Origin of the sequence: Gillisia xinjiangensis, assembly GCF_046298265.1 — a bacterium.
In the GTDB taxonomy this organism is placed as follows: domain Bacteria; phylum Bacteroidota; class Bacteroidia; order Flavobacteriales; family Flavobacteriaceae; genus Gillisia; species Gillisia xinjiangensis.
The window spans coordinates 139565-158319 of sequence record NZ_JBKAHK010000002.1; the positions used below are offsets into that span (position 1 = coordinate 139565).

Annotated in this window: 21 protein-coding genes; 5 read left to right on the top strand and 16 right to left on the bottom strand. The window is 38.2% G+C overall.

The genetic code is table 11. The annotated features are described in order from the left end of the window. Positions 1-38 precede the first annotated feature (38 nt). Both ACKGJN_RS01695 and ACKGJN_RS01700 read left to right on the top strand, forming a co-directional pair. Positions 39-752 (top strand): TonB family protein, encoded by a 714-nt coding sequence (locus tag ACKGJN_RS01695; protein WP_409537686.1) that lies wholly within the window; start codon positions 39-41, stop codon positions 750-752. 3 nt (positions 753-755) lie between these two features. Continuing rightward, on the top strand, positions 756-1337 hold the full coding sequence (locus ACKGJN_RS01700; protein WP_409537687.1) for a DNA-3-methyladenine glycosylase I: 582 nt from the start codon (positions 756-758) through the stop codon (positions 1335-1337). On the opposite strand, the gene aat is transcribed toward ACKGJN_RS01700, so the two are convergent. The 3 genes from aat to ACKGJN_RS01715 all read right to left on the bottom strand — a co-directional run bounded on the left by aat (position 1329) and on the right by ACKGJN_RS01715 (position 3444). Next, positions 1329-1967, bottom strand: a complete 639-nt coding sequence (aat, locus tag ACKGJN_RS01705) for a leucyl/phenylalanyl-tRNA--protein transferase (RefSeq protein ID WP_409537688.1) — start codon at positions 1965-1967, stop codon at positions 1329-1331. The genes ACKGJN_RS01700 and aat overlap by 9 nt on opposite strands. A gap of 222 nt (positions 1968-2189) precedes the next feature. Then, a complete protein-coding gene (locus tag ACKGJN_RS01710; RefSeq protein ID WP_409537689.1) occupies positions 2190-2564 on the bottom strand; it encodes a DUF3127 domain-containing protein in 375 nt (124 codons plus the stop codon). Positions 2565-2568: 4 nt separating this feature from the next. After that, the gene (locus ACKGJN_RS01715; protein ID WP_409537690.1) at positions 2569-3444 is read right to left on the bottom strand and encodes a flavin reductase family protein; all 876 of its coding nucleotides are present in this window, start codon (positions 3442-3444) and stop codon (positions 2569-2571) included. 106 nt (positions 3445-3550) lie between these two features. Between ACKGJN_RS01715 and ACKGJN_RS01720 the strand changes: the two genes are divergently transcribed. Then, positions 3551-4699, top strand: coding sequence for a sensor histidine kinase (locus ACKGJN_RS01720; RefSeq protein ID WP_409537691.1), 1149 nt, complete (start codon positions 3551-3553; stop codon positions 4697-4699). Here ACKGJN_RS01720 and ACKGJN_RS01725 read toward each other — a convergent pair. From ACKGJN_RS01725 to greA, 3 genes are read right to left on the bottom strand one after another with little or no spacing between them, the layout of a single operon-like run. After that, positions 4696-5106 carry an acyl-CoA thioesterase gene (locus ACKGJN_RS01725; RefSeq protein WP_409537692.1) on the bottom strand — a complete coding sequence of 137 codons (411 nt, stop codon included), beginning with the start codon at positions 5104-5106 and terminating at the stop codon, positions 4696-4698. The genes ACKGJN_RS01720 and ACKGJN_RS01725 overlap by 4 nt on opposite strands. Next, positions 5106-5495 (bottom strand): HIT family protein, encoded by a 390-nt coding sequence (locus ACKGJN_RS01730; RefSeq protein ID WP_409537693.1) that lies wholly within the window; start codon positions 5493-5495, stop codon positions 5106-5108. Before ACKGJN_RS01730 ends, ACKGJN_RS01725 begins: the two co-directional genes overlap by 1 nt. Before the next feature lie 45 nt (positions 5496-5540). Further along, positions 5541-6017 (bottom strand): transcription elongation factor GreA, encoded by a 477-nt coding sequence (greA, locus tag ACKGJN_RS01735; protein ID WP_409537694.1) that lies wholly within the window; start codon positions 6015-6017, stop codon positions 5541-5543. Between the two features lie 260 nt (positions 6018-6277). Here greA and ACKGJN_RS01740 point away from each other — a divergent pair, with 260 nt between their 5' ends. After that, positions 6278-6712, top strand: a complete 435-nt coding sequence (locus tag ACKGJN_RS01740) for a hypothetical protein (RefSeq protein WP_409537695.1) — start codon at positions 6278-6280, stop codon at positions 6710-6712. A gap of 59 nt (positions 6713-6771) precedes the next feature. Here ACKGJN_RS01740 and ACKGJN_RS01745 read toward each other — a convergent pair whose 3' ends face one another. Then, the gene (locus ACKGJN_RS01745) at positions 6772-8952 is read right to left on the bottom strand and encodes a TonB-dependent receptor (protein WP_409537696.1); all 2181 of its coding nucleotides are present in this window, start codon (positions 8950-8952) and stop codon (positions 6772-6774) included. 326 nt (positions 8953-9278) lie between these two features. Here ACKGJN_RS01745 and ACKGJN_RS01750 point away from each other — a divergent pair, with 326 nt between their 5' ends. Beyond that, positions 9279-11687, top strand: a complete 2409-nt coding sequence (locus ACKGJN_RS01750) for a hybrid sensor histidine kinase/response regulator (protein WP_409537697.1) — start codon at positions 9279-9281, stop codon at positions 11685-11687. Here the strand turns inward: ACKGJN_RS01750 and ACKGJN_RS01755 are convergent. The 9 genes from ACKGJN_RS01755 to ACKGJN_RS01795 all read right to left on the bottom strand — a co-directional run bounded on the left by ACKGJN_RS01755 (position 11677) and on the right by ACKGJN_RS01795 (position 18726). Next, positions 11677-13038, bottom strand: coding sequence for a sigma-54-dependent transcriptional regulator (locus ACKGJN_RS01755; RefSeq protein ID WP_409537698.1), 1362 nt, complete (start codon positions 13036-13038; stop codon positions 11677-11679). The genes ACKGJN_RS01750 and ACKGJN_RS01755 overlap by 11 nt on opposite strands. Positions 13039-13160: 122 nt before the next feature. Next, positions 13161-13511, bottom strand: a complete 351-nt coding sequence (locus ACKGJN_RS01760) for a hypothetical protein (RefSeq protein WP_409537699.1) — start codon at positions 13509-13511, stop codon at positions 13161-13163. A gap of 263 nt (positions 13512-13774) precedes the next feature. Further along, positions 13775-14179, bottom strand: a complete 405-nt coding sequence (gene arfB, locus ACKGJN_RS01765; protein WP_409537700.1) for an alternative ribosome rescue aminoacyl-tRNA hydrolase ArfB — start codon at positions 14177-14179, stop codon at positions 13775-13777. A gap of 3 nt (positions 14180-14182) precedes the next feature. Then, entirely contained in the window at positions 14183-15736 is a 1554-nt protein-coding gene (locus ACKGJN_RS01770) for a DUF4301 family protein (RefSeq protein ID WP_409537701.1), read from the bottom strand. After that, positions 15733-16302: an AAA family ATPase gene (locus ACKGJN_RS01775; RefSeq protein ID WP_409537702.1), complete on the bottom strand. Its 570-nt coding sequence runs from the start codon at positions 16300-16302 to the stop codon at positions 15733-15735. Before ACKGJN_RS01775 ends, ACKGJN_RS01770 begins: the two co-directional genes overlap by 4 nt. Further along, positions 16263-16895: a nicotinamide riboside transporter PnuC gene (gene pnuC / locus ACKGJN_RS01780; protein WP_409537703.1), complete on the bottom strand. Its 633-nt coding sequence runs from the start codon at positions 16893-16895 to the stop codon at positions 16263-16265. Before pnuC ends, ACKGJN_RS01775 begins: the two co-directional genes overlap by 40 nt. Continuing rightward, the gene (locus tag ACKGJN_RS01785) at positions 16879-17139 is read right to left on the bottom strand and encodes a thiamine-binding protein (protein ID WP_409537704.1); all 261 of its coding nucleotides are present in this window, start codon (positions 17137-17139) and stop codon (positions 16879-16881) included. The genes pnuC and ACKGJN_RS01785 overlap by 17 nt, the downstream gene beginning before the upstream one ends. Positions 17140-17365: 226 nt before the next feature. After that, the gene (locus ACKGJN_RS01790; RefSeq protein WP_409537705.1) at positions 17366-18082 is read right to left on the bottom strand and encodes a phosphoglycerol geranylgeranyltransferase; all 717 of its coding nucleotides are present in this window, start codon (positions 18080-18082) and stop codon (positions 17366-17368) included. Next, a complete protein-coding gene (locus tag ACKGJN_RS01795; RefSeq protein WP_409537706.1) occupies positions 18079-18726 on the bottom strand; it encodes a 4'-phosphopantetheinyl transferase family protein in 648 nt (215 codons plus the stop codon). Before ACKGJN_RS01795 ends, ACKGJN_RS01790 begins: the two co-directional genes overlap by 4 nt. Positions 18727-18755: the final 29 nt, after the last annotated feature.

Here is an 18755-nt window from a genome sequence, read left to right on the forward strand (position 1 = left end):
CCGAAGAATAAAACCCCTGAATCGGCAGTTGTAATTATATGGATTTTTTCGATAAACATAAAGCCCTTATTATCACTTGCTTAATATACTCTATTGTGCTTCTTGCGCTCTATAATTTCAGTTTGTCCAGCAATAATAAGAAAGCACGGGAGCTCCTTGTGGATCTTGAAAACTTTCAGGCGGAAGAACCTGTTGAACAGGAGCCAGAAAAGGAAGAAATTCCACAGGAAACCAATCGGCAGACAGCCCAAACCCACCAGGCATTTAACGAAAATACGGAAGCAAGGGAAGAAAACTTCAAAAGTCAATTGGATGAGATATTCGAAAAGAACAGCGCCTCCCAATTAGAATCCACGGAGGATGAAAGCTCGGGGACATCCGGCAGTTATAATTTTCAGGAACAAAAAAAAGAAGTTGTAAAAAGATCAGATGGAAACCAGACTACGCGTGCTACTTCAACCAAATCGGGCGGTATGGATCACAGTTCTATTTCCTTTTCACTCTTGGGAAGATCGGCCAGGGAAATTCCAAATCCCGTTTATACCTGCGATACGCCAGGAAAAATTGTTGTAAATATTTCGGTAAACGCCCAGGGAAGAGTAATTTCTACTTCCATAAATAAAAGCAGTTCCAGCACCACCAATGAGTGCCTTACAGAACAGGCGTTGAAATATGCTGCACAGGCTGTTTTTAGCAGTTTACCCGGCAGAAATTCACAGCCCGGAACAATTACTTATCAATTTAAACCATAAGCTATGAGTGAGCTAAAACGTTGCGGATGGTGTGTTGGAGATTCCCTTTATGAAGCCTATCACGATGCCGAATGGGGAGTTCCAGTTTATGATGATGCCTTGTTATTCGAATTTTTGATCCTGGAGACTTTCCAGGCCGGACTTAGTTGGATCACCGTATTGCGAAAACGAGAGAATTTCAGGGAAGCTTTTGATGATTTTAATTATCATAAAATATCGGGTTATTCCGAAGAAAAAATTGAAGCTTTATTACAAAATGCCGAAATCATTCGAAATAAACTGAAGGTTCGGGCAACCGTTTCCAATGCGCAGGCATTTATTAAAATTCAGGAAGAGTTTGGTAGTTTCAGTGATTATGTATGGGGATTTGTAGATGGAAAACCCATACGAAATATGGTAAAAGATTATAAAAAAGCTCCGGCAACTACCGAAATAAGCGATAGATTAAGCAAAGATCTCAAGAAAAGGGGTTTTAAATTTGTTGGCTCCACCGTTATGTATGCCCATATGCAAGCCACCGGAATGGTGAATGATCATGAGGCGGATTGTTTCAGGAATAATGAGGTGTCCCAATTTTCACGATAGAAAATCCAAAAAATCATTGCGGGAAATCTCTTCTGCACCAAGGCTTTCCAAATGCGCCGTGTAAACCTGGCAATCTATTAGTTTTACCCCTTCCAGTTTTAGTTGTTCCACCCATTTTATAAATCCGAATTTGGAAGCATTGCTCACGGTTGCAAACATACTTTCTCCGCAAAACACCTTTTTTTCTTTCAAATAAATTCCATAGAGTCCGCCTACCAATTCCTCATTTTGCCAAACCTCAACAGATTTCACAATACCCAGATGAAATAATTCCAGATAAGCCTTTTTCATTTCAGGGGTAATCCAGGTTCCGTTTTGCCCATCTCTTTTTACTGCTGCGCACTTGTTGATCACTGCTTCAAAATCCTGATTAAAAGAAACCCTAAAACTATCCTGCCGAACTATTTGCTTCATGCTTTTCGAGATCTTCAATTTTTCGGGAAACAGCACCATCCTCGGGTCCGGGCTCCACCACATTATTGGCTGGGAAGCTTCATACCAGGGGAAAATTCCGCGATTATAAGCATCCAAAAGCCTTTTTACCGAAAGATCACCTCCAATAGCAAGAAGGCCATCTTCATTAGCTTTTTCTACGGGAGGGAAATTTTCATATAATTTGAATACGCTCAATTTCAGGTTGTTTTAATTTTGAAAAGTTTCGTAAAAAAGAATTCTAATTTAAGGGTAAAAAATAGCCGATATTAATTTCAGCAAGAAAATTTAAATCCCTTTTGCATTAAAATAAGAAATAACCGACCATTAAAAAAGCTTAGCTTCAAATTATGAAACTAAGCTTTTTTTATTGTTTTTATGTCACATTCCAATAAAAGCGGAAAGGATTAAAGTTGCTTCCTAGAACGGAAGATCGTCATAATCTTCATCTTTTAGATCTTTAGCCGGCTCAAACTGATCTGCTGGTGGTGGTACATTTTGACCATCAGGACTTCCAGCCTGTAAATTTTCAATTCTCCAACCCTGGATAGAATTGAAATATTTTGTTTCTCCCTGTGGATTAACCCATTCCCGACCTCTTAAGTTCACTCCGATTTTCACCGGTTGACCTACCTGAAAACTATTCAGTAAATCTGTTTTATCCTGAACAAATTCCACCATAATATGCTGCGGATATTGTTCTTCTGTGGTGACAACCACTTCTCTTTTTCTAAACCCATTACTACCAAATGTTTGGGTTTCTCCTATCATTTTGATCTTACCTTGTACTTCCATGTTGTTACTTTTTTGCTAATAATAATTTCCAGGCTTTCGCCGGTTCGTCTTTCTCTAAATATAATTGTGCCTGCAAATGAATTTTTTCAGGATCACCAGATTTTAAAATTTCTGCAGCTTCCAAATCTTGATTAAAGAATGCATTGATCTCTTCTTCCAAAGGCAAAGCTTCTACATTACCCAGTTTACCGAGATCATTTCCGGTTAAAACTTTACTGCTTTTTATTTCCTGCGGAATTTGATCCACACCTATTCCCAATTTAGAAAGTGGTTTTGGTACTTCAAACATCCCCATATTTGCGCGGGTATACCAATTACCGCCCATTCTTGCCACCTGATCTATTTTATGCTGATCTATAAATCCCTCTTCATCTAAAATAGTTTCATCAAAATGCATTTTAACGACTTCGCAAATCACAAGGTTTCCGGCGCCACCTTCAGCTCCCAATTCGATGACATCTTTGATCTTACACTCGAACTGAACCGGAGATTCTGCAACCCGGAATGGTTTTACCAAATCTGATTTCAGCATTGTGAAACCAGCTTTTTCAAATTCATTCACTCCTTCGGCATACTCTGTACTTGCCAATGACATTTGCTGAACGATTTTGTAATTTACAATATTAATCACAACTTCTTTTGTCGCTTTTGCATTTAAATAGGTGTGCTTAACAGTATTATCACGACCGCGTCTGGCAGGGGAAAAAACCAAAATTGGTGGATTTGCGCTAAAAACGTTAAAAAAACTAAAGGGCGATAGATTAGGCCTTCCGTTTTCATCAATGGTACTGGCAAAAGCAATTGGTCGGGGACCAACAGCTCCCAATAGATATTGATGGCGTTTTCCAGTGCTTATTTCCTTTGGATCTATACTGAGCATTTTCAATTTTTGACAAAGGTAACGAATCACTTCAGTAATGAAAAACCCGATAACAACAATAATATTAACAGAAAACGGTTATATTTAAATTTCCTAAATGGACTCCATGAATTTTTCATCTGAACGAGATCTTGCCCGTTGGTTTATAATTATTTCTTCTTTGCTTATTGTGGGTCTTATCTTATGGAATACCTCTATATTTTTTGAACGTCTAAAAAATGACGAACGGGACAAAATGAAAATTTGGTCTTCTGCTCAGGCATTTCTTGACAAGGCCGATGATAATACCGATATTGAGCTCACTCTTAAAATCTTAAATAGCAATACCAGCATCCCCACTATTTGGGTAGATGAGAATGAAAATATAATCGACGGCTTAAATCTTACTATTGAAACCCGCAACAATCCTGAAAAACTCCAGCAATATTTTGAAGATTTAAAACAGGAAAACGAGCCCATAGAAATGGTTCTTGGGGAGAACAGGGTACATAAAATTTATTATGGCGATTCCCCGTTGCTCACCAAGATCAAGTATTATCCTATTGGACTGATGCTTATAATTTTTCTTTTTATAGGCGTGGTATATTTTTTCTACACCACCACTAAATCAAGTGAACAAAATAAGCTTTGGGCAGGAATGGCAAAGGAAACAGCTCATCAAATAGGGACTCCCCTTTCCTCCCTGATAGGCTGGACAGAAATCCTGAAGGAAGAAAATGTGAATAAGGATTATATTTCTGAAATAGAAAAAGACATTGAACGATTAAGAACCATTACCGAAAGATTTTCCAAAATAGGATCGGCTCCAATTCTTTCAAAAACGGAGATCAACAAGGCAACTAAAGAAAGTTATACCTATATAAAAAACCGAAGTTCTGATTTGATAGAATTTCAGATAAAAACTCCACATACTCCTATTTTTGTACATTTAAATGAATCGCTTTATAGCTGGACCATAGAAAATCTGGTGAAAAATGCAATTGATGCCATGCGCGGAAAAGGCAAAATAAGCATCGAAATCAAACAGGACCTTCATTGGGTATACATCTATATAAAAGATACCGGAAAGGGAATTCCAAAAAGTAAATTTAGACAGGTTTTTGAACCCGGATACACCTCAAAAAAACGGGGCTGGGGGCTGGGACTCTCCCTGGCAAGAAGAATAATTGAACAATATCACAGTGGAAGAATCAGGGTTTTTCAAAGTGAGGTAAATAAAGGAACCTCCTTCCAAATCGCTCTAAGAAAAATTTAATAATGGCTCATGATCTCCCTGAGATCTTCAGGAATAGCATAGGTGCTTTCAGAATTAAAATCATAACACACCGCTACATCTCTTCCCTCTGCACAAATTTCATGATTTTCATTCAGAATGAGATGATCCAAACCAAAACTGGAATTTTTAAGGTAGGCCAGTTTTGTTTTCACGATAGCTTTCCCTGGGTATTGCAGGGATTTTTTAAAATCACAATGCGTAGAGACCAACATAGGTCCTCGATTGGTTTTTTCATAAAGCACACCAAGCCCTGTTGCCTCCCAAAAATTAACACGGCCAGATTGCAGAAATCTTATAAAAGTGAGGTTGTTAACGTGTTGGTACATATCCAAATCGCTCCAGTCAATACGCATTTCCAGACTTAGTTTATATCCCGGGAAATCCATTACAGGTTGGCTTTGATGTCTTCAGCCAATTTCCCGAACTCCTCTTTCGTGAAATCCACCTTATTGCTAAAATCCATATCTTTCATCTTATTTAAAGGGATAAGATGCACATGAACGTGCGGCACCTCAAGTCCGATTACCGCCATTCCAACTCGTTTACAGGATACCGATTTTTCTAAAGCCACTGCGACCTTTCGGGAAAACTCCATCAAATCCTGATAGGTTTTGGGATCAAGGTCAAAAATTTTATTCACCTCTTGTTTTGGAATGCATAAGGTATGACCTTTTGCATTTGGATTGATATCCAGAAAAGCAAGAAAATCATCTGTTTCGGCTACTTTATAAGCCGGAAGTTCACCGCTTATTATCTTAGAAAATATAGTTGCCATAGTTATGATTTAGATTTTATAAAAATACTGTAAGGAACATTTAGATCACTCTCTCCAAATCTCAAGGATCTCAAATTTCATCTTCCCATTGGGAACTTCAACCTCTGCGGTATCGCCCACAACTTTTCCAAGTAACCCTTTTCCAATAGGAGAATCTACCGAAATTTTCCCGGTTTTTAAGTCGGCTTCACTTTGGGCTACAAGTTTATATTTAACTTCAGTTCCATTGTCCACGTTTTTAATTCGTACGTGAGAATGTACCAAAACCTTGGAAGTATCCAATTGAGACTCATCTATAACCCTTGCCCCGGAAACCACTTCTTCCATTTTTGAGATCCGCAATTCCAGTAAACCCTGTGCTTCCTTTGCAGCGTCATATTCTGCATTTTCACTCAAATCCCCTTTATCCCGGGCATCTGCAATAGCCTGTGATGCTTTAGGTCGTTCTACGTCTCTCAATTTGTTTAATTCATCCTTTAGTTTTTTTAAACCTTCAGGAGTATAATAAGATACTTTGCTCATAATATTATCGTTTATAAATCGTGATAATGAGTATTTAGCTCACATTCAAATTGTGTCGTCAAATTTTGTGATATTTTAAAAAATACAGCAGTATTATTGCAGAAGAATTCAGCAAACCCAATCAGGGTACATAATTGCTTTTAAATTCTCAAAGGTCAATAAATACAAAAAATCCCATTCGCGACGGGATTTATCTAAACAAATATAATAAATTTAAACGTTGAAAGCAATAATAATCTTTCCGCTTAAAAGCCCGAAAAATGATCAAAAAAATAACCCTTAGCCTACTACTTGTTGCTTTTCTTTCTTCCTGTACTCCAGATGAAAATGAGCGAACCAACAACCCATATCTTACCAACATTAGTTTTATACTGGACCTGAATCTTAATCTTCCGGAATATAATTCCCTTAACTTTCCCGGAAACAGCTATGTTACTTATAATTACGGCATCAATGGAGTGGTTGTGTATAACGTCAACAATTCCCAGTACACTGCTTTTGAATTAAGCGACCCTAACCACGCACTTTCCGCTTGCTCTACCTTGAGCGTTTCTGGGATTATTGCAACCTGCAATTGTAATGACGGAAACTCTTATAATATTCTTACCGGTGAGATCACTGAAGGTTCCGGCCAATATTCCCTGAAACCTTACCGGGTTAGAAAATCCGGGAATGTTTTGGAGGTATACAATTAAAAGAAATCCCGCCCAAACGTAACGGGCGGGAATAGCAGTTTGAAACCCTCTTTGAGGGATTAAAACTTCAAAGTTACTCCTGCAAGAAAATTGATCCCTGCCTGCGGATAATAGCCTGCCCCTTCAACAGTTGTTACTGTTCCCGGATTTGAAAAATCATCCTCATAAGTGAAGAAATATCCGTTGGAGACATATTTCACATCAAATATGTTATTGATCAATCCTGAAAACACCATCGATTTAAATAACGGAACAGTTTCCAATTCATAATAAACATTAAAATCATTTATAAAAAAGCTGTCCAAAAGAGAGGCTTCACTATCTATATTACCCATATACTGTTCCCCAACATATTTAGTAAGAAAACCAAGCTGAAGATTAGATATAGGTTGGTATACTAACATATTTGAAGCCACCACATCCGGAGAAAAGGAAATATTGGTTGTTCCCAATTCCTTTAAAGATCCATCTATAGAAGCCACGAAATCCCTGTTTTTATTGGAGCTCAGTGCCAGGTTTGGTCTTAAACTCCATTGTTCGCTCAATATAATTTCTGCATCTATCTCGAGGCCCAGCCTGTAACTGTTCCCGCTGGTGGTTCTTAAGGGTGCACCTACATCATTCAATTCTCCCGAAAGCACCAACTGATCCTTATAATCCATATAATAGATATTGGAATTCAGTTTAAATTTATCGGAAGTAAAGCGGTAACCAAGTTCATAATCATTCAGTTTTTCCGGGGTGGAAATACCCTCCTCAAAATCATTTCTTGTAGGTTCTCTATGGGCTCTTCCGAAGTAAGCAAACAACTGATTGGATTTATCAATTTGGTACGTTAATCCCATTTTCGGATTAAAAAAACTGAAATTTTCATCTACATCTATCGGAATTACATCTGAAGTGATACCAGCTGTTTTATAATTGATAAATCGGCCCTGTAAATCGACAAATAGCTGCCATTGGTTATTGATACGCCAGGTTGCTTTGGAAAAAACCGTAAACTCATCTTTGGAGGCATCGCTAAAATAATACCGATCCCCGAAATCAGAATCTGAAGCAAATCTGGCCCAGATAACCTCTCCAAAATGATCCCCTTTATAATGGCTGTAAAAAGCCCCTGAAGTTACTTCCAGCGTATTGTTTTTATAGGTCGCATTCGCATTGATGACATAAAAATCATTATCCAGCCATCTACGACGAATAAGATTGGTCCTGTTTATGGTTTCGCCTGCAACTTCTAAAGGTTCAAAACCATAGGTTGAGAAGCGGTCATTTTCGCGGTATTGTTCAAAAAAACCTCTTCCGTAGGTATAATTTAGGCCCAGATTGGAAGACCAGTTATGGTTATAACGCTGATTCCAGTGAAGTTGATAATGATCCTGTTTATAATCATCTACTTCATTATCGTGAAAACGGATATTCCCCTGGGCATCCGTAAACATTCCGGCGGAATTAAAAGTGCGGTTCTTCTCCAGAGTTTCCTTGTCTATTCCATTCCAGGCTTGGTAAGTAACTTCATGTCCTCCAAAAGCAATGGCCTTTATAAGCGTATTATCGTCTACATACGAGGCCTGCAGGAAATAGGATTTCAAATTGGAACTTGCACGATCAATATAACCATCGGAAGCGATGACGGAAAGTCTTCCGGCGATTTCCACGCGGTTATTAAGCAACCCCGTACTAAATTTAAGATTATGCCTCCTTGTATTGAATGATCCGTAGGAATTAGAAATTTCTCCATGGGCCTCTTCGGAAACCGCATCGGTAAGTAAATTCAAACTCGCACCAAAAGCTCCGGAACCGTTTGTAGATGTCCCAACACCCCGTTGTAATTGTAAATTTTGAACAGAAGACGTGAAATCCGGCAGATTGACAAAAAATGACCCCTGACTTTCAGCATCGTTAAACGGAATTCCATTTAAAGTCACATTGATTCGTGAAGCATCACTTCCACGTACGCGAAATGAGGTGTATCCCACTCCTGCTCCAGCATCGGAGGTACTAACTACAGAAGGCAGATAATTGAGCATGAACGGAAGATCCTGACCTAAATTCCTTTTCCGGAGCTCTTTTTTACCGATATTGGAATGGGTTACAGGAGAATCGGCATCAACCCGAACAGCCCGAACAAGAACTTCCTCAAGCACTTCCCTTGGTTTGGAAACAGTATCAGGATCTTGTTGGGAAAAACCAACTAATGAGATAAGAAAGGTTGCTGGTAAAATAAAAAATTGTTTCATTCGTAAGAGTTAAATTTTACGAATAAAAGGGGCTATTATTCTTTGATTAATTAATAGCTTAAAAAAATGCATAAAAAAACCCTATTAAAATCTCTCGAGCGATTTAACAGGGGGTTTCATACATTTTCGAAATCCTTGAAGATTTCGTTTCCCTTGGCAGCATTACCTGCCCAGGTTCTTTGGGTATAATCTCAGCCTCGGCCTGAAACAAATTCAGGATTTGACACCCCTTTGAGATGTGGGGCAAAAGTACTAAGCTTTTTTTGATTTCCTAAGTAAATCTTCCAATTTAAAAGAATTGGCTTAATTTTGGTGTTATTTAGATAATGAAAAATACCAAGCGATCAATAACTTTAAAGGTGCTCCTGGGATATTTACTTGTTGCCGCCCTGGCAGCTCTGGCAGTCTGGTTTATATACACCCAGGTGGTAAAGTTTTCCTCGCTGGCCCAGTCCGGGGAGCTTAACAACCAGCAACTGGTATTGGTAAGTGAAATAACCACTGAATTATCTGAAACAGAAAATATAGGAAGGCGCTTCATTCAGTCGGGAGACACTACAGATCTAAACAGGTATTCCGCACAAATAGAGCTTGTTCAAAAAAATCTGGATTCCCTGAAGCAGACCTATACAGATAACATCATGCAAACTGAGCTGGACAGTATTTCTATACTGCTGTCACGAAAAAGTGAGAACCTCAAGGAACTGTTAAATCTTCGGTCCAGGGATAGAAATACCAGTTATTACCGGGAAGTAATTCAGGAATTACAAAAAGTGGATGCTTCTTTTAACGAGAACAATTATGAAAGGCGCTTTTCCAACCTGGAACCGCACCAAAGAAGCGTTTTAATTCGCCTGCTGGAATTTTCCAAGGAAGAGACACCCGGGCAATTATCAACCTTAAGCGCAGATTCCCTGGTGATTGCCGTGAAAAATGTTTTGAGCGAACTGGAAGCACAAAACCAGCAATTCCGTGAGGTAATCAATAAAAAAGAAGATGAGTTGTTGGAGAATGATATGATCCTCAACGAACAACTAAGAAATTTGCTGAGCCTTATTGAACATCAGGAAAGACAAAATTCGCTTGCCAGGGTAGAAAATTCAGAAACCCTACTGAAGGAAGTATCCTCCATTATAATTTTTGTAGGAATAGCAAGTGTTTTGATCATTCTGTTCTTTCTTTTCCTAATTGTTCGCGATGTTTCAAAAAGTCAGCGGTATCGAATTCAGCTTGAAGAAGCCCAAAGTTTTACAGAATCATTGATGAAGCGAAGGGAACAATTCATGGCAACCATTACCCACGACCTGCGCTCGCCGTTAAATACCGTAATTGGCTATACGGAATTGATGGGGAAATCTAATCTTAGCAATAAACAAAACCGATACCTTTCCCATCTCCAAAAATCTTCAGAATACATACTTCATCTCGTGAATGATCTTTTAGATCTTTCAAAACTGGAGGCCGGAAAAATGCTTATTGAAAAGTTACCCTTCAATCCGAAGAATTTAGTGGAAGAAACCTTTTACAATACCATCCCTGAAAATGATAAGAAGTACTTAAAATTCAACTTTCTTGCTGAAGAAAATACCGATTGCCAGGTAATAAGTGATCCTTTCAGGATAAAACAAATCCTTTCAAACCTAATCAACAACGCATATAAATTTACTGATGAGGGGGAAATTACGGCTTCGCTATCCATGAGAAAGGAAATAGAGGATAGCTATTCCCTTGAAATTTCTATTAAAGATACCGGGATTGGGATCTCAAAAACAAAACAGGAGGATATCTTCGAGGAATTTTCCCAGGAACACGGGGAGATCGAGAAGAAATATGGCGGAACCGGATTGGGGCTTGCCATTACCAAACAAATTACCGATTTATTAAAGGGATCTATTCAACTGAAAAGTAAACCGGGAAAAGGAAGTGAATTCATCATTATAATTCCGGTAATAAAATTGAAGGAAGCAGAAAAACTTATCGAAATTCCCGAAATATCCAAATTGAACCTCAGCGGAAAAAATATTTTGGTGGTAGACGATGAATCTTCTCAACTGGCGCTTTCCAAAGAGTTGATAAAATCTGTTGGGATGAATTGCGATACGGCAGCCGATGGAGCAGAAGCGCTCACTAAATTAGAAAGCAGGAAGTATGACCTTGTTTTAACCGATATTCAAATGCCAGAAGTAGATGGTTTCCAATTGGTAAAGGCAATAAAAGAAAGTCCCAAATATGCTCAAACCCCGGTACTTGCCGTTTCCGGAAGAACAAATGTAAGTTCTAATGCCTACTCCGCTGCAGGGTTTTCAGGGAACATAATAAAACCTTATAAACCTTCGGATTTACTATTGGAAATTGGTAAAATTCTTCATCTGGAATTAAAAAACAACTATCCACACTTAAAGAAGGTGTCTTTGAATTCCAGCTATTCTTTGGACGAAATAGCATTGTTTGCGGGAGATGACCAGGAGGCATTGAATACGATCCTGAATGCTTTTATAAATAGCACTGTGATCAATTTAGAGGAAATAAAAAAGGCGGTGGAATATAAAGATCCGGAAAAGGCGGGCAATATAGCTCACCGAATGCTTCCTATGTTCAAGCAACTTAAAACAAAGGGGATTATTGAAAAATTGCAACTTTTGGAAGATAAACAATTTGAGAAATGTAATTTCCCTGGACTATTAAATGAAATAAAAAGTTTACTTCAGGAACTGCAAAAAGAGATCACAGTTTAATATCGTATTGTTTTAACTTGTTATAGAGTGTTTTCCGGTCTATTGATAAGTACCTGGCTGCTTTACTTTTATTACCATTTGCTTTTTCCAGGGCATCCAGAATTAAGCTCTCCTCATTTTTACTTTTAAACAAATGATAGGAATCATCAGTTTTGGTTGCTGCAGCTATTTCGTAAGGAAGTACCTTTAAGGAAATAATAGAATCCTGGGTTAGTAAAACCGACCTTTTCACCATGTTTTTGAGCTCCCTAAGATTCCCCGGCCAACTGTAATTTTGAAAAGCCTCAATAGCCTCATCACTAAAGCCTATAACATCCTTTTCGAGTTCGGCATTGGCTTCATCCAGAAAATATTCAGAAAATAACATTAAATCCTCTCGTCGTTCCCGCAATGCCGGGACCTGAATAGAAAATTCATTCAGCCTATGATAAAGATCTTCCCGGAAATTCCCTTCCTTCACCGCTTTAAAAAGATCTTCATTGGTGGCTGTAACCACCCGGATATCTACTTTAATTTCATTATTTCCGCCCACAGGTTTAATTTTTCGTTCCTGTAAGGCCCTTAACAACTGCACCTGAAGATCGTATCCCAAATTCCCAATTTCATCCAAAAACAGTGTCCCACCATTAGCTGCTTCAAAATGGCCGGTTTTATCCTGAATCGCTCCGGTAAAGGAACCTTTTAAATGGCCAAAAAATTCGCTGGAGGCAATTTCCCTGGGAATCGCACCACAATCTACAGCAATAAAAGGCTTGCCTCTCCTTTTGCTTTTATCGTGAATACTTTTTGCAACCTGTTCTTTTCCGGTTCCGCTTTCCCCCATGATCAATACAGACATGTTCGTGGGAGCAACCAAATCTATATAATCACTTAGTTTTCTTGCCGCATCACTCACTCCTTTTACAAATCCGGAAGAAATTAAGCCCTCCTTGGATTTTTCTTTCTCTTTTGATGTTGATTTAGGAGTGCTTATTTTTTCCGGCGCGACCGTGTCGGAACTGAGCGCATTTTTTATGGTTTGCAGGATCGCTTCAGGCTGAAATGGTTTTGAAACATAATCGAAAGCACCATTTTTCATCGCCTTAACCGCCATATTGATCTCGGCATAATTCGTCATTACAATTACCTGGGTATCTGGATATTTTTCTTTTACTTCCAGCAGAATCTCCAATCCGTCTTTATCTGGCAACCTCACATCGGTAAGGATCACCTCAAAGGATTGTGTCATCAATTTTTTAAAAGAATCACCGGCTGTAAAAGCAGTCTCAACCTTATAATCCCTTTTTTCAAAAAAGGTTTTAAGCATTGTAGCAAAGGCTACATCATCTTCAATTATAAGAATTGAGTTCATAATCGTATTCGTATTTGCTGTAATTAACAAATTTACGAATTATGAACCTTTGGCGCCCCACTTATTAACACAAAAAAAAGCTGCCAAATTTGACAGCCTTTTTTCATTCTAAGAACGAAAGCTTAATAAGCCTCTTTCTGCTTATACTCTTTTTTTATCCAGTTACCTTCAGCATCTGCATAAACTTTTTTCTCTTCGCCGTTTACATCTAGTTTAATTTTGTAAACCTTTTTCCCTTCTTCTTCCTTAACCCAGACTTCTTTTGCAGTAGCTCCTGCAAAGTCTGTTTCAATTGCAAGTGTTATGGCGGCAGGAAGTTCGGCAACATCTAATTTTGTATACTCATCCTGTACCGCAACAGCAACTTCTACTTCGGTCAAAACCTCTGCCGAAGCTTCATTTTCTTCCTGAGCCTGAGTGGTAGTTGCAAAAAATAATCCAATTGCGGCAAATGTTAATCCTAACTTTTTCATAATCTTAAAATTTATAGTTATTATTTCTAATATTGGTTATTGTCCATAGAGGAAAGATTATGCCAAGGATATTGCAATTGATAAAACCGGGTGGAACCCTTATAAAAGGCGCATATTTAAATTCATAAAACACTCATTAACAGAATATTATGTAGATTTTTAGAGGGATTTACAATTGGGATGTGGAAAAAATCCACATTTCTCATCTTTTAAATAGACTGGATCGATGCTTCTAAAAGATATTTCAGGAAAAACGAGACTTATTACAAAGGAGGCTTTTGCCTGGTTATCTTTTTTTCTGATTTTATCTTCTTGGAACGCAATCGCTTTAATTTTGAAGCTTTGGTTGGTCGGGTCTTTTTTCTGGGTTTTTCCTTTTTGAGGGCCTTTTTAATCAGTTGAAGGAAACGGATGGTTACCAATTCTTTGTTTTTATGCTGACTCCGGGTTTCTCCACTTTCCAGAATAATTTCTCCAGAGTTCGTAATTCTTGAAGCAAGTTTTATTGAAATTCTGGATTTTTCTTCTTCGGAAAGCGCGTGGGAATTCTCAAGATTAAAATTCAGGATGATTTTTGATGCGGTTTTATTAACATGTTGTCCACCCGGGCCTGAGCTTTTAACGGCTTTAAAAATCAATTCTGCTTTAAGGGCTTCATAATCGGGCATGTCCTATTTTACTTGATGGGAGTGTTTCAAAAGATCAGTAACTTTTTTTACCGGATTAAAAGTAGATACAGGAACTTCCACAAAAACGGTATTCCATTTTGCCATTGCACCGTTCCAAAGTCCGGGCAATTCGAGTGCTTTTAAAGGCTTTCCGTCCTTATTTTTTTTAGCGATAAAACTCGTTGCAGGATCTACAAATTCGTTTAGGTCAAAAGAGGTTCCCTCATGATTTTTTAACCCACAAACAATATCTACAGGATTAAAATGAGTTGCGTTTTCCGCGATCTTTTTTTGATCGGGATTGTTTTTATCTATTTGGGCTCCTTCAATAATTTGCAGGGAACTTTCTCCATTTTCCATTTTTACAAGAAAAGGGCCTCCCCCGGGTTCCCCTTCATTTTTTACCATTCCGCAAACCCGCAGTGGACGATTCAGTTTTTCTTTTAGATATTGAAGTTTTTGCTCTTCTGAAAGCCCTTCAAAGTCGGACTTAAATCCGAGAAACAACTCATTTTTCAGAAATTCTGAAATTTCCCTGATAAGCGCTTCTGAAGAATTTTTGGTTTCAAGATCTTTCAAAAATTTAAAACAGCGTTCCTGAAGTTTTAGCAGCTTGCCCGCAAGTACTTTTTTATATTTCGCAACTTCCTCCACCTGAGTTTCTATCACTACATTGTCTATATTTTTAATAAAAACAACAACTGCCTTGAGCTCATTCAGGTTATTGATTAATGCCCCATGTCCACCAGGCCTGAAAAATAATTTCCCTTCTTCAGTCCTGAAGGGTTCATTTGAATCGTCAACCGCTATAGTATCGGTTTTAGGATTTTGATACGAATAGGTTATTTCAAATTTAACCTGAGCCTTTTGAGCTATTCTTTTTTTAATTGAATCAAATTCAGCTTCAAATTTCTCCTTATGACCTTCAGAAACTGTAAAGTGTAGTTTTGCAATCCCATCAATGGCTGCATATTTTGAAGATTCAATTAAATGCTCTTCAAAAGCTGTGGCAACATGATCGCCATAGTCATGAAAAGGCACCAGGCCTTTTGGATAGTCGCTTAAATTAAGACCGGGAGCATATAATATAGTACGAACCAGGGTGTATTTTTTTGCATCATCAGAAAGGCTATGAAATCCCGGCTGACTTTCTATGGCATTATTCACCGCTCTTTTATAAAATGGCAGTTTTTCCATTTCGGAAAAAAATCGGTTTAAATTTTCATTTTTATGCTGGGATAAAAAATTTGAAATCGATTCTTTTTCAGCATCAAATTCTTCCAAAAACTTGTGCAGATCTTTGAACATTCGGGTTGCAGCTCCCGAAGCAGGTATAAATTTTATTATATCAAAATCAAACTTTTTAGCATCGTAATATGTTGCAAGGTCATTTATTTGAGCTTCAGAAAATTGCTGAATTCCGTTTCCAACAGTTGCGGCTGCAAGTATATTTACAGAAATATTTCCTCTTTCAAAAATCCTTAATTGCTCCTCAACTTTTCCCTCTGTTAATCCTTTATCTTCAATTTGTTTTAAGTCTTCTTCTCTGGTAATCACTTTTCTCGTTTTAATAGTTCATCAATCGCAGAAACGGCCGTTTCAAAGCGTTCATTCTCATTCCCCGTTAAAGTAATATAGGGTCTTCTATTAAGCTGTAGGGTGCTTTTAAATTTTTTGAACATTCCTTCTCTGTCATCAGGTTTATCCCTCAAATCGTCTGGAATCCACTGGTTGTCAATATTAGTTAAAAAGTAGATGTCGTACCAATTGTTTAACGCAGCTTTAAGAAGCCAGGGGTTGCAGTAGCCATGGTAATATGCTTCAGAATAAACTTTTAATTCCAGTAGATCTGTATCACAAAAAAGAATTTTATCAGCGATTTTCGCCTGCTTATTTTCCCGCTTCATCTGGCCCTTTGCAATTGGAACAAGATCCTGTGGTTCACAGGTTTTCTTTTCCTTATCCCATTTTCGCTGAAGATAATCCCGCATATATTCCGGAACCCAGGCGGTCTCATAGTGCTTTGCAAGCCTTTCGGCCAATGTGGTTTTCCAGGTTGATTCTGGTCCAAAGAGAACTGCTTTCAGACAGTTTGCAGGTTCTTGTTTAAGCTTTTCTTCCATGCGAAATAACCGTAAAAGGCGATAATTGTAAATAAAAAGTATTGAAAACTCGTGAGGGTCAACCCTTTATAGAAATATAAAGGTACAGAGATTAAATCTCCTATGATCCAGAAGATCCAGTTTTCCAGTTTTTTCTTTGCCATAAGGAACATTCCAACGAAAAATATAGCCGTGGTGAAAGTGTCCAGATATGCAGTCCAGTCTGTCCATTTATCAAAGTAATTATAAACTCCATAAACAAAAAGCAAGGTTCCCAAAAACAACCAAACCGCATTTAAATGTTCTTTTTTAGTCATAGTGGTTACCGGCGTAAAATGGATGGCATCCACTTTTCGTGTCCAAATATACCAGCCGTAGATACTCATTGCAAAATAATAGGCATTAATCATCATATCTCCCAATAGTCCCCATTGCCAAAGCAGGTAGACAAATATCAATGTGCTGATGATCCCGGTTGGATATACCAGTATATTTTCCTGTTTAGAAAACCAAACCGATAAAAACCCAAAGATTACCGCAATTATCTCCAGTATAATAAATAGGGTCCTGTAACCATAATACTGTTCAAAAAAGAAATCAAAAATCGGCTGCATAGTCGCTACGATCAGATTTTACGATTTTTATATATATCAATCCACGGTCTATGGCCTCAAAGGCTGTTTTTATTTCCTTGTTAAGAACTTTCATAACCTCATCGTAATCGCCATAAACCTGGGTGCTTAAAGGATTTTCTTTTACGATTAATCCTGAATTCCGCATTTGTTTGATAAAGTTGATAATTGCTGGTTCGTAATTATCCTGAATAGGTGTAAGGGTAAGTTCTACTGAAATTTTCATTTAATAATGGAATTAGCAAATTATACACGAATGTTTTAATTGTTATCAAAGTTAGGAATTTGAAGTTGAAGTTTTGTCATTCTGAACGAGCTTGTTTAGGACTGTCCTTGCGAAGGAGGCTTTGGGCCGACTGAAGCAATCTAATGTAGGGCGGAGTGATCAAGTTTAAGAACGTTTATGCCTTTGGTGACCCGTCCAATGAGAACGCAGGATTCTTCGCTATCGCTCAGATTGACAGACCATACTGTTCAAAAGCAGTCCCAATCACCACCATATCGGCACCCGCATCATACGATTTCATGAGTCGCTGTTGTGTGCGGATGCCGCCACCCACTATCAACGGAATATTTATCGCATCCTTAACCGCCGATATAATTTCTTCGGAAACAGCAATTTGAGCGCCACTGCCCGCTTCCAGATAAATGAGCTTTTTCCCGGAGAACTGACCTGCCAATGCAGTATTGATAATAAGATCTACCTGATTTTGTGGAATAGGCAGGGTTTGGCTGATGCGGTGTACGGCACATTGATTACCACCATCAATAAGAATATATCCCGTTGGGATTATTTCCAGGGTTGAATTCCGAAGTTTTTCTACTGATTTTACCTGCTGTTCAATTAAATACTCAGGGTTTCTGCCGGAGATCAAACTTAAAAACAATAAGGCATCGGCTTGTTCTGTTATCTGGGTGTGATCTCCCGGAAATAAAACCACGGGCAAATCTGAAAACAGCTTAATTGCCCGAACACTTTTTTGCGTTTTATCAGGGGCTACCGTACTTCCCCCAACAAAAATATGGGTGGTATCACCAGGTAATCCGGATAAAAAGCATTCTGCTTCAGATTCGAGGAATTTATCAGGATCTATAAGTACCGCCAGTTGTTTTTCTCCTCTTTCAGCAGAAAGATCCAAAGTTGTATAGATTGAAGAAGTGAGGATCATTTGTCTTTAGCTTCAGTAAGTTGTCGAGCATATACACAGGTAAATCCTGCAAATTCCAGAAAATTTAGCTTAAAACGGGATTTTTCTCCCTTAAATAATACAGTTCCGGTGGTTTCTGTGGCCTCAAAATCAAAATCGGTAATATTGATGTGCTGCAGGAAACCAAGTCCGGGTTCGGCCATAAGTTTATAAATAGATTCCTTTCCGCCCCAAACGATCGTGAGTTTTCGAATTAAAGCCTCCTCATTGGCAACCGTATGATATTCTTCTAAAGGGGTGAATTTATTGGCGATCTTGAGTATTTTATCGCGTTGCATTTCAATATCTATCCCCACTTCTTCATCACTTACAATTATACCGGTAAAATTAAAAGAATGGGTTATGGAAATATGTTTACCATCTTTTAAATGTGGTTTTCCCAAATCATCATAATAAAGGTCCTGATCCACATAACCAGCTTCGGCTAAAAGATGACGAATACTCATAAATCCACGTTGATGTATTTCAGATTTCATCCCATCAACCCGCACCTGGCAATTCGTAGTGAGTTCTATTCCTTCGCTTAGCCATGTCAAAGGCTCCTCGACCTTCCAAATGAAGACTTTAGTATGTTCATCAACTGTTATTCTTTTGTAAAGGGGCATAAATTTCTGTTAGATAATGATTACTTTTG

What these genes read in the sequence shown, in the direction of transcription:
- ACKGJN_RS01695 (WP_409537686.1), top strand. Translation starts at nt 39, where the DNA reads ATGGATTTTTTCGATAAACATAAAGCCCTTATTATCACTTGCTTAATA.
- ACKGJN_RS01700 (WP_409537687.1), top strand. Translation starts at nt 756, where the DNA reads ATGAGTGAGCTAAAACGTTGCGGATGGTGTGTTGGAGATTCCCTTTAT.
- ACKGJN_RS01710 (WP_409537689.1), bottom strand. Translation starts at nt 2,564, where the DNA reads ATGGAAGTACAAGGTAAGATCAAAATGATAGGAGAAACCCAAACATTT.
- ACKGJN_RS01715 (WP_409537690.1), bottom strand. Translation starts at nt 3,444, where the DNA reads ATGCTCAGTATAGATCCAAAGGAAATAAGCACTGGAAAACGCCATCAA.
- ACKGJN_RS01720 (WP_409537691.1), top strand. Translation starts at nt 3,551, where the DNA reads ATGAATTTTTCATCTGAACGAGATCTTGCCCGTTGGTTTATAATTATT.
- ACKGJN_RS01725 (WP_409537692.1), bottom strand. Translation starts at nt 5,106, where the DNA reads ATGGATTTCCCGGGATATAAACTAAGTCTGGAAATGCGTATTGACTGG.
- ACKGJN_RS01730 (WP_409537693.1), bottom strand. Translation starts at nt 5,495, where the DNA reads ATGGCAACTATATTTTCTAAGATAATAAGCGGTGAACTTCCGGCTTAT.
- greA (WP_409537694.1), bottom strand. Translation starts at nt 6,017, where the DNA reads ATGAGCAAAGTATCTTATTATACTCCTGAAGGTTTAAAAAAACTAAAG.
- ACKGJN_RS01740 (WP_409537695.1), top strand. Translation starts at nt 6,278, where the DNA reads ATGATCAAAAAAATAACCCTTAGCCTACTACTTGTTGCTTTTCTTTCT.
- ACKGJN_RS01745 (WP_409537696.1), bottom strand. Translation starts at nt 8,952, where the DNA reads ATGAAACAATTTTTTATTTTACCAGCAACCTTTCTTATCTCATTAGTT.
- ACKGJN_RS01750 (WP_409537697.1), top strand. Translation starts at nt 9,279, where the DNA reads ATGAAAAATACCAAGCGATCAATAACTTTAAAGGTGCTCCTGGGATAT.
- ACKGJN_RS01755 (WP_409537698.1), bottom strand. Translation starts at nt 13,038, where the DNA reads ATGAACTCAATTCTTATAATTGAAGATGATGTAGCCTTTGCTACAATG.
- ACKGJN_RS01760 (WP_409537699.1), bottom strand. Translation starts at nt 13,511, where the DNA reads ATGAAAAAGTTAGGATTAACATTTGCCGCAATTGGATTATTTTTTGCA.
- arfB (WP_409537700.1), bottom strand. Translation starts at nt 14,179, where the DNA reads ATGCCCGATTATGAAGCCCTTAAAGCAGAATTGATTTTTAAAGCCGTT.
- ACKGJN_RS01775 (WP_409537702.1), bottom strand. Translation starts at nt 16,302, where the DNA reads ATGGAAGAAAAGCTTAAACAAGAACCTGCAAACTGTCTGAAAGCAGTT.
- pnuC (WP_409537703.1), bottom strand. Translation starts at nt 16,895, where the DNA reads ATGCAGCCGATTTTTGATTTCTTTTTTGAACAGTATTATGGTTACAGG.
- ACKGJN_RS01785 (WP_409537704.1), bottom strand. Translation starts at nt 17,139, where the DNA reads ATGAAAATTTCAGTAGAACTTACCCTTACACCTATTCAGGATAATTAC.
- ACKGJN_RS01790 (WP_409537705.1), bottom strand. Translation starts at nt 18,082, where the DNA reads ATGATCCTCACTTCTTCAATCTATACAACTTTGGATCTTTCTGCTGAA.
- ACKGJN_RS01795 (WP_409537706.1), bottom strand. Translation starts at nt 18,726, where the DNA reads ATGCCCCTTTACAAAAGAATAACAGTTGATGAACATACTAAAGTCTTC.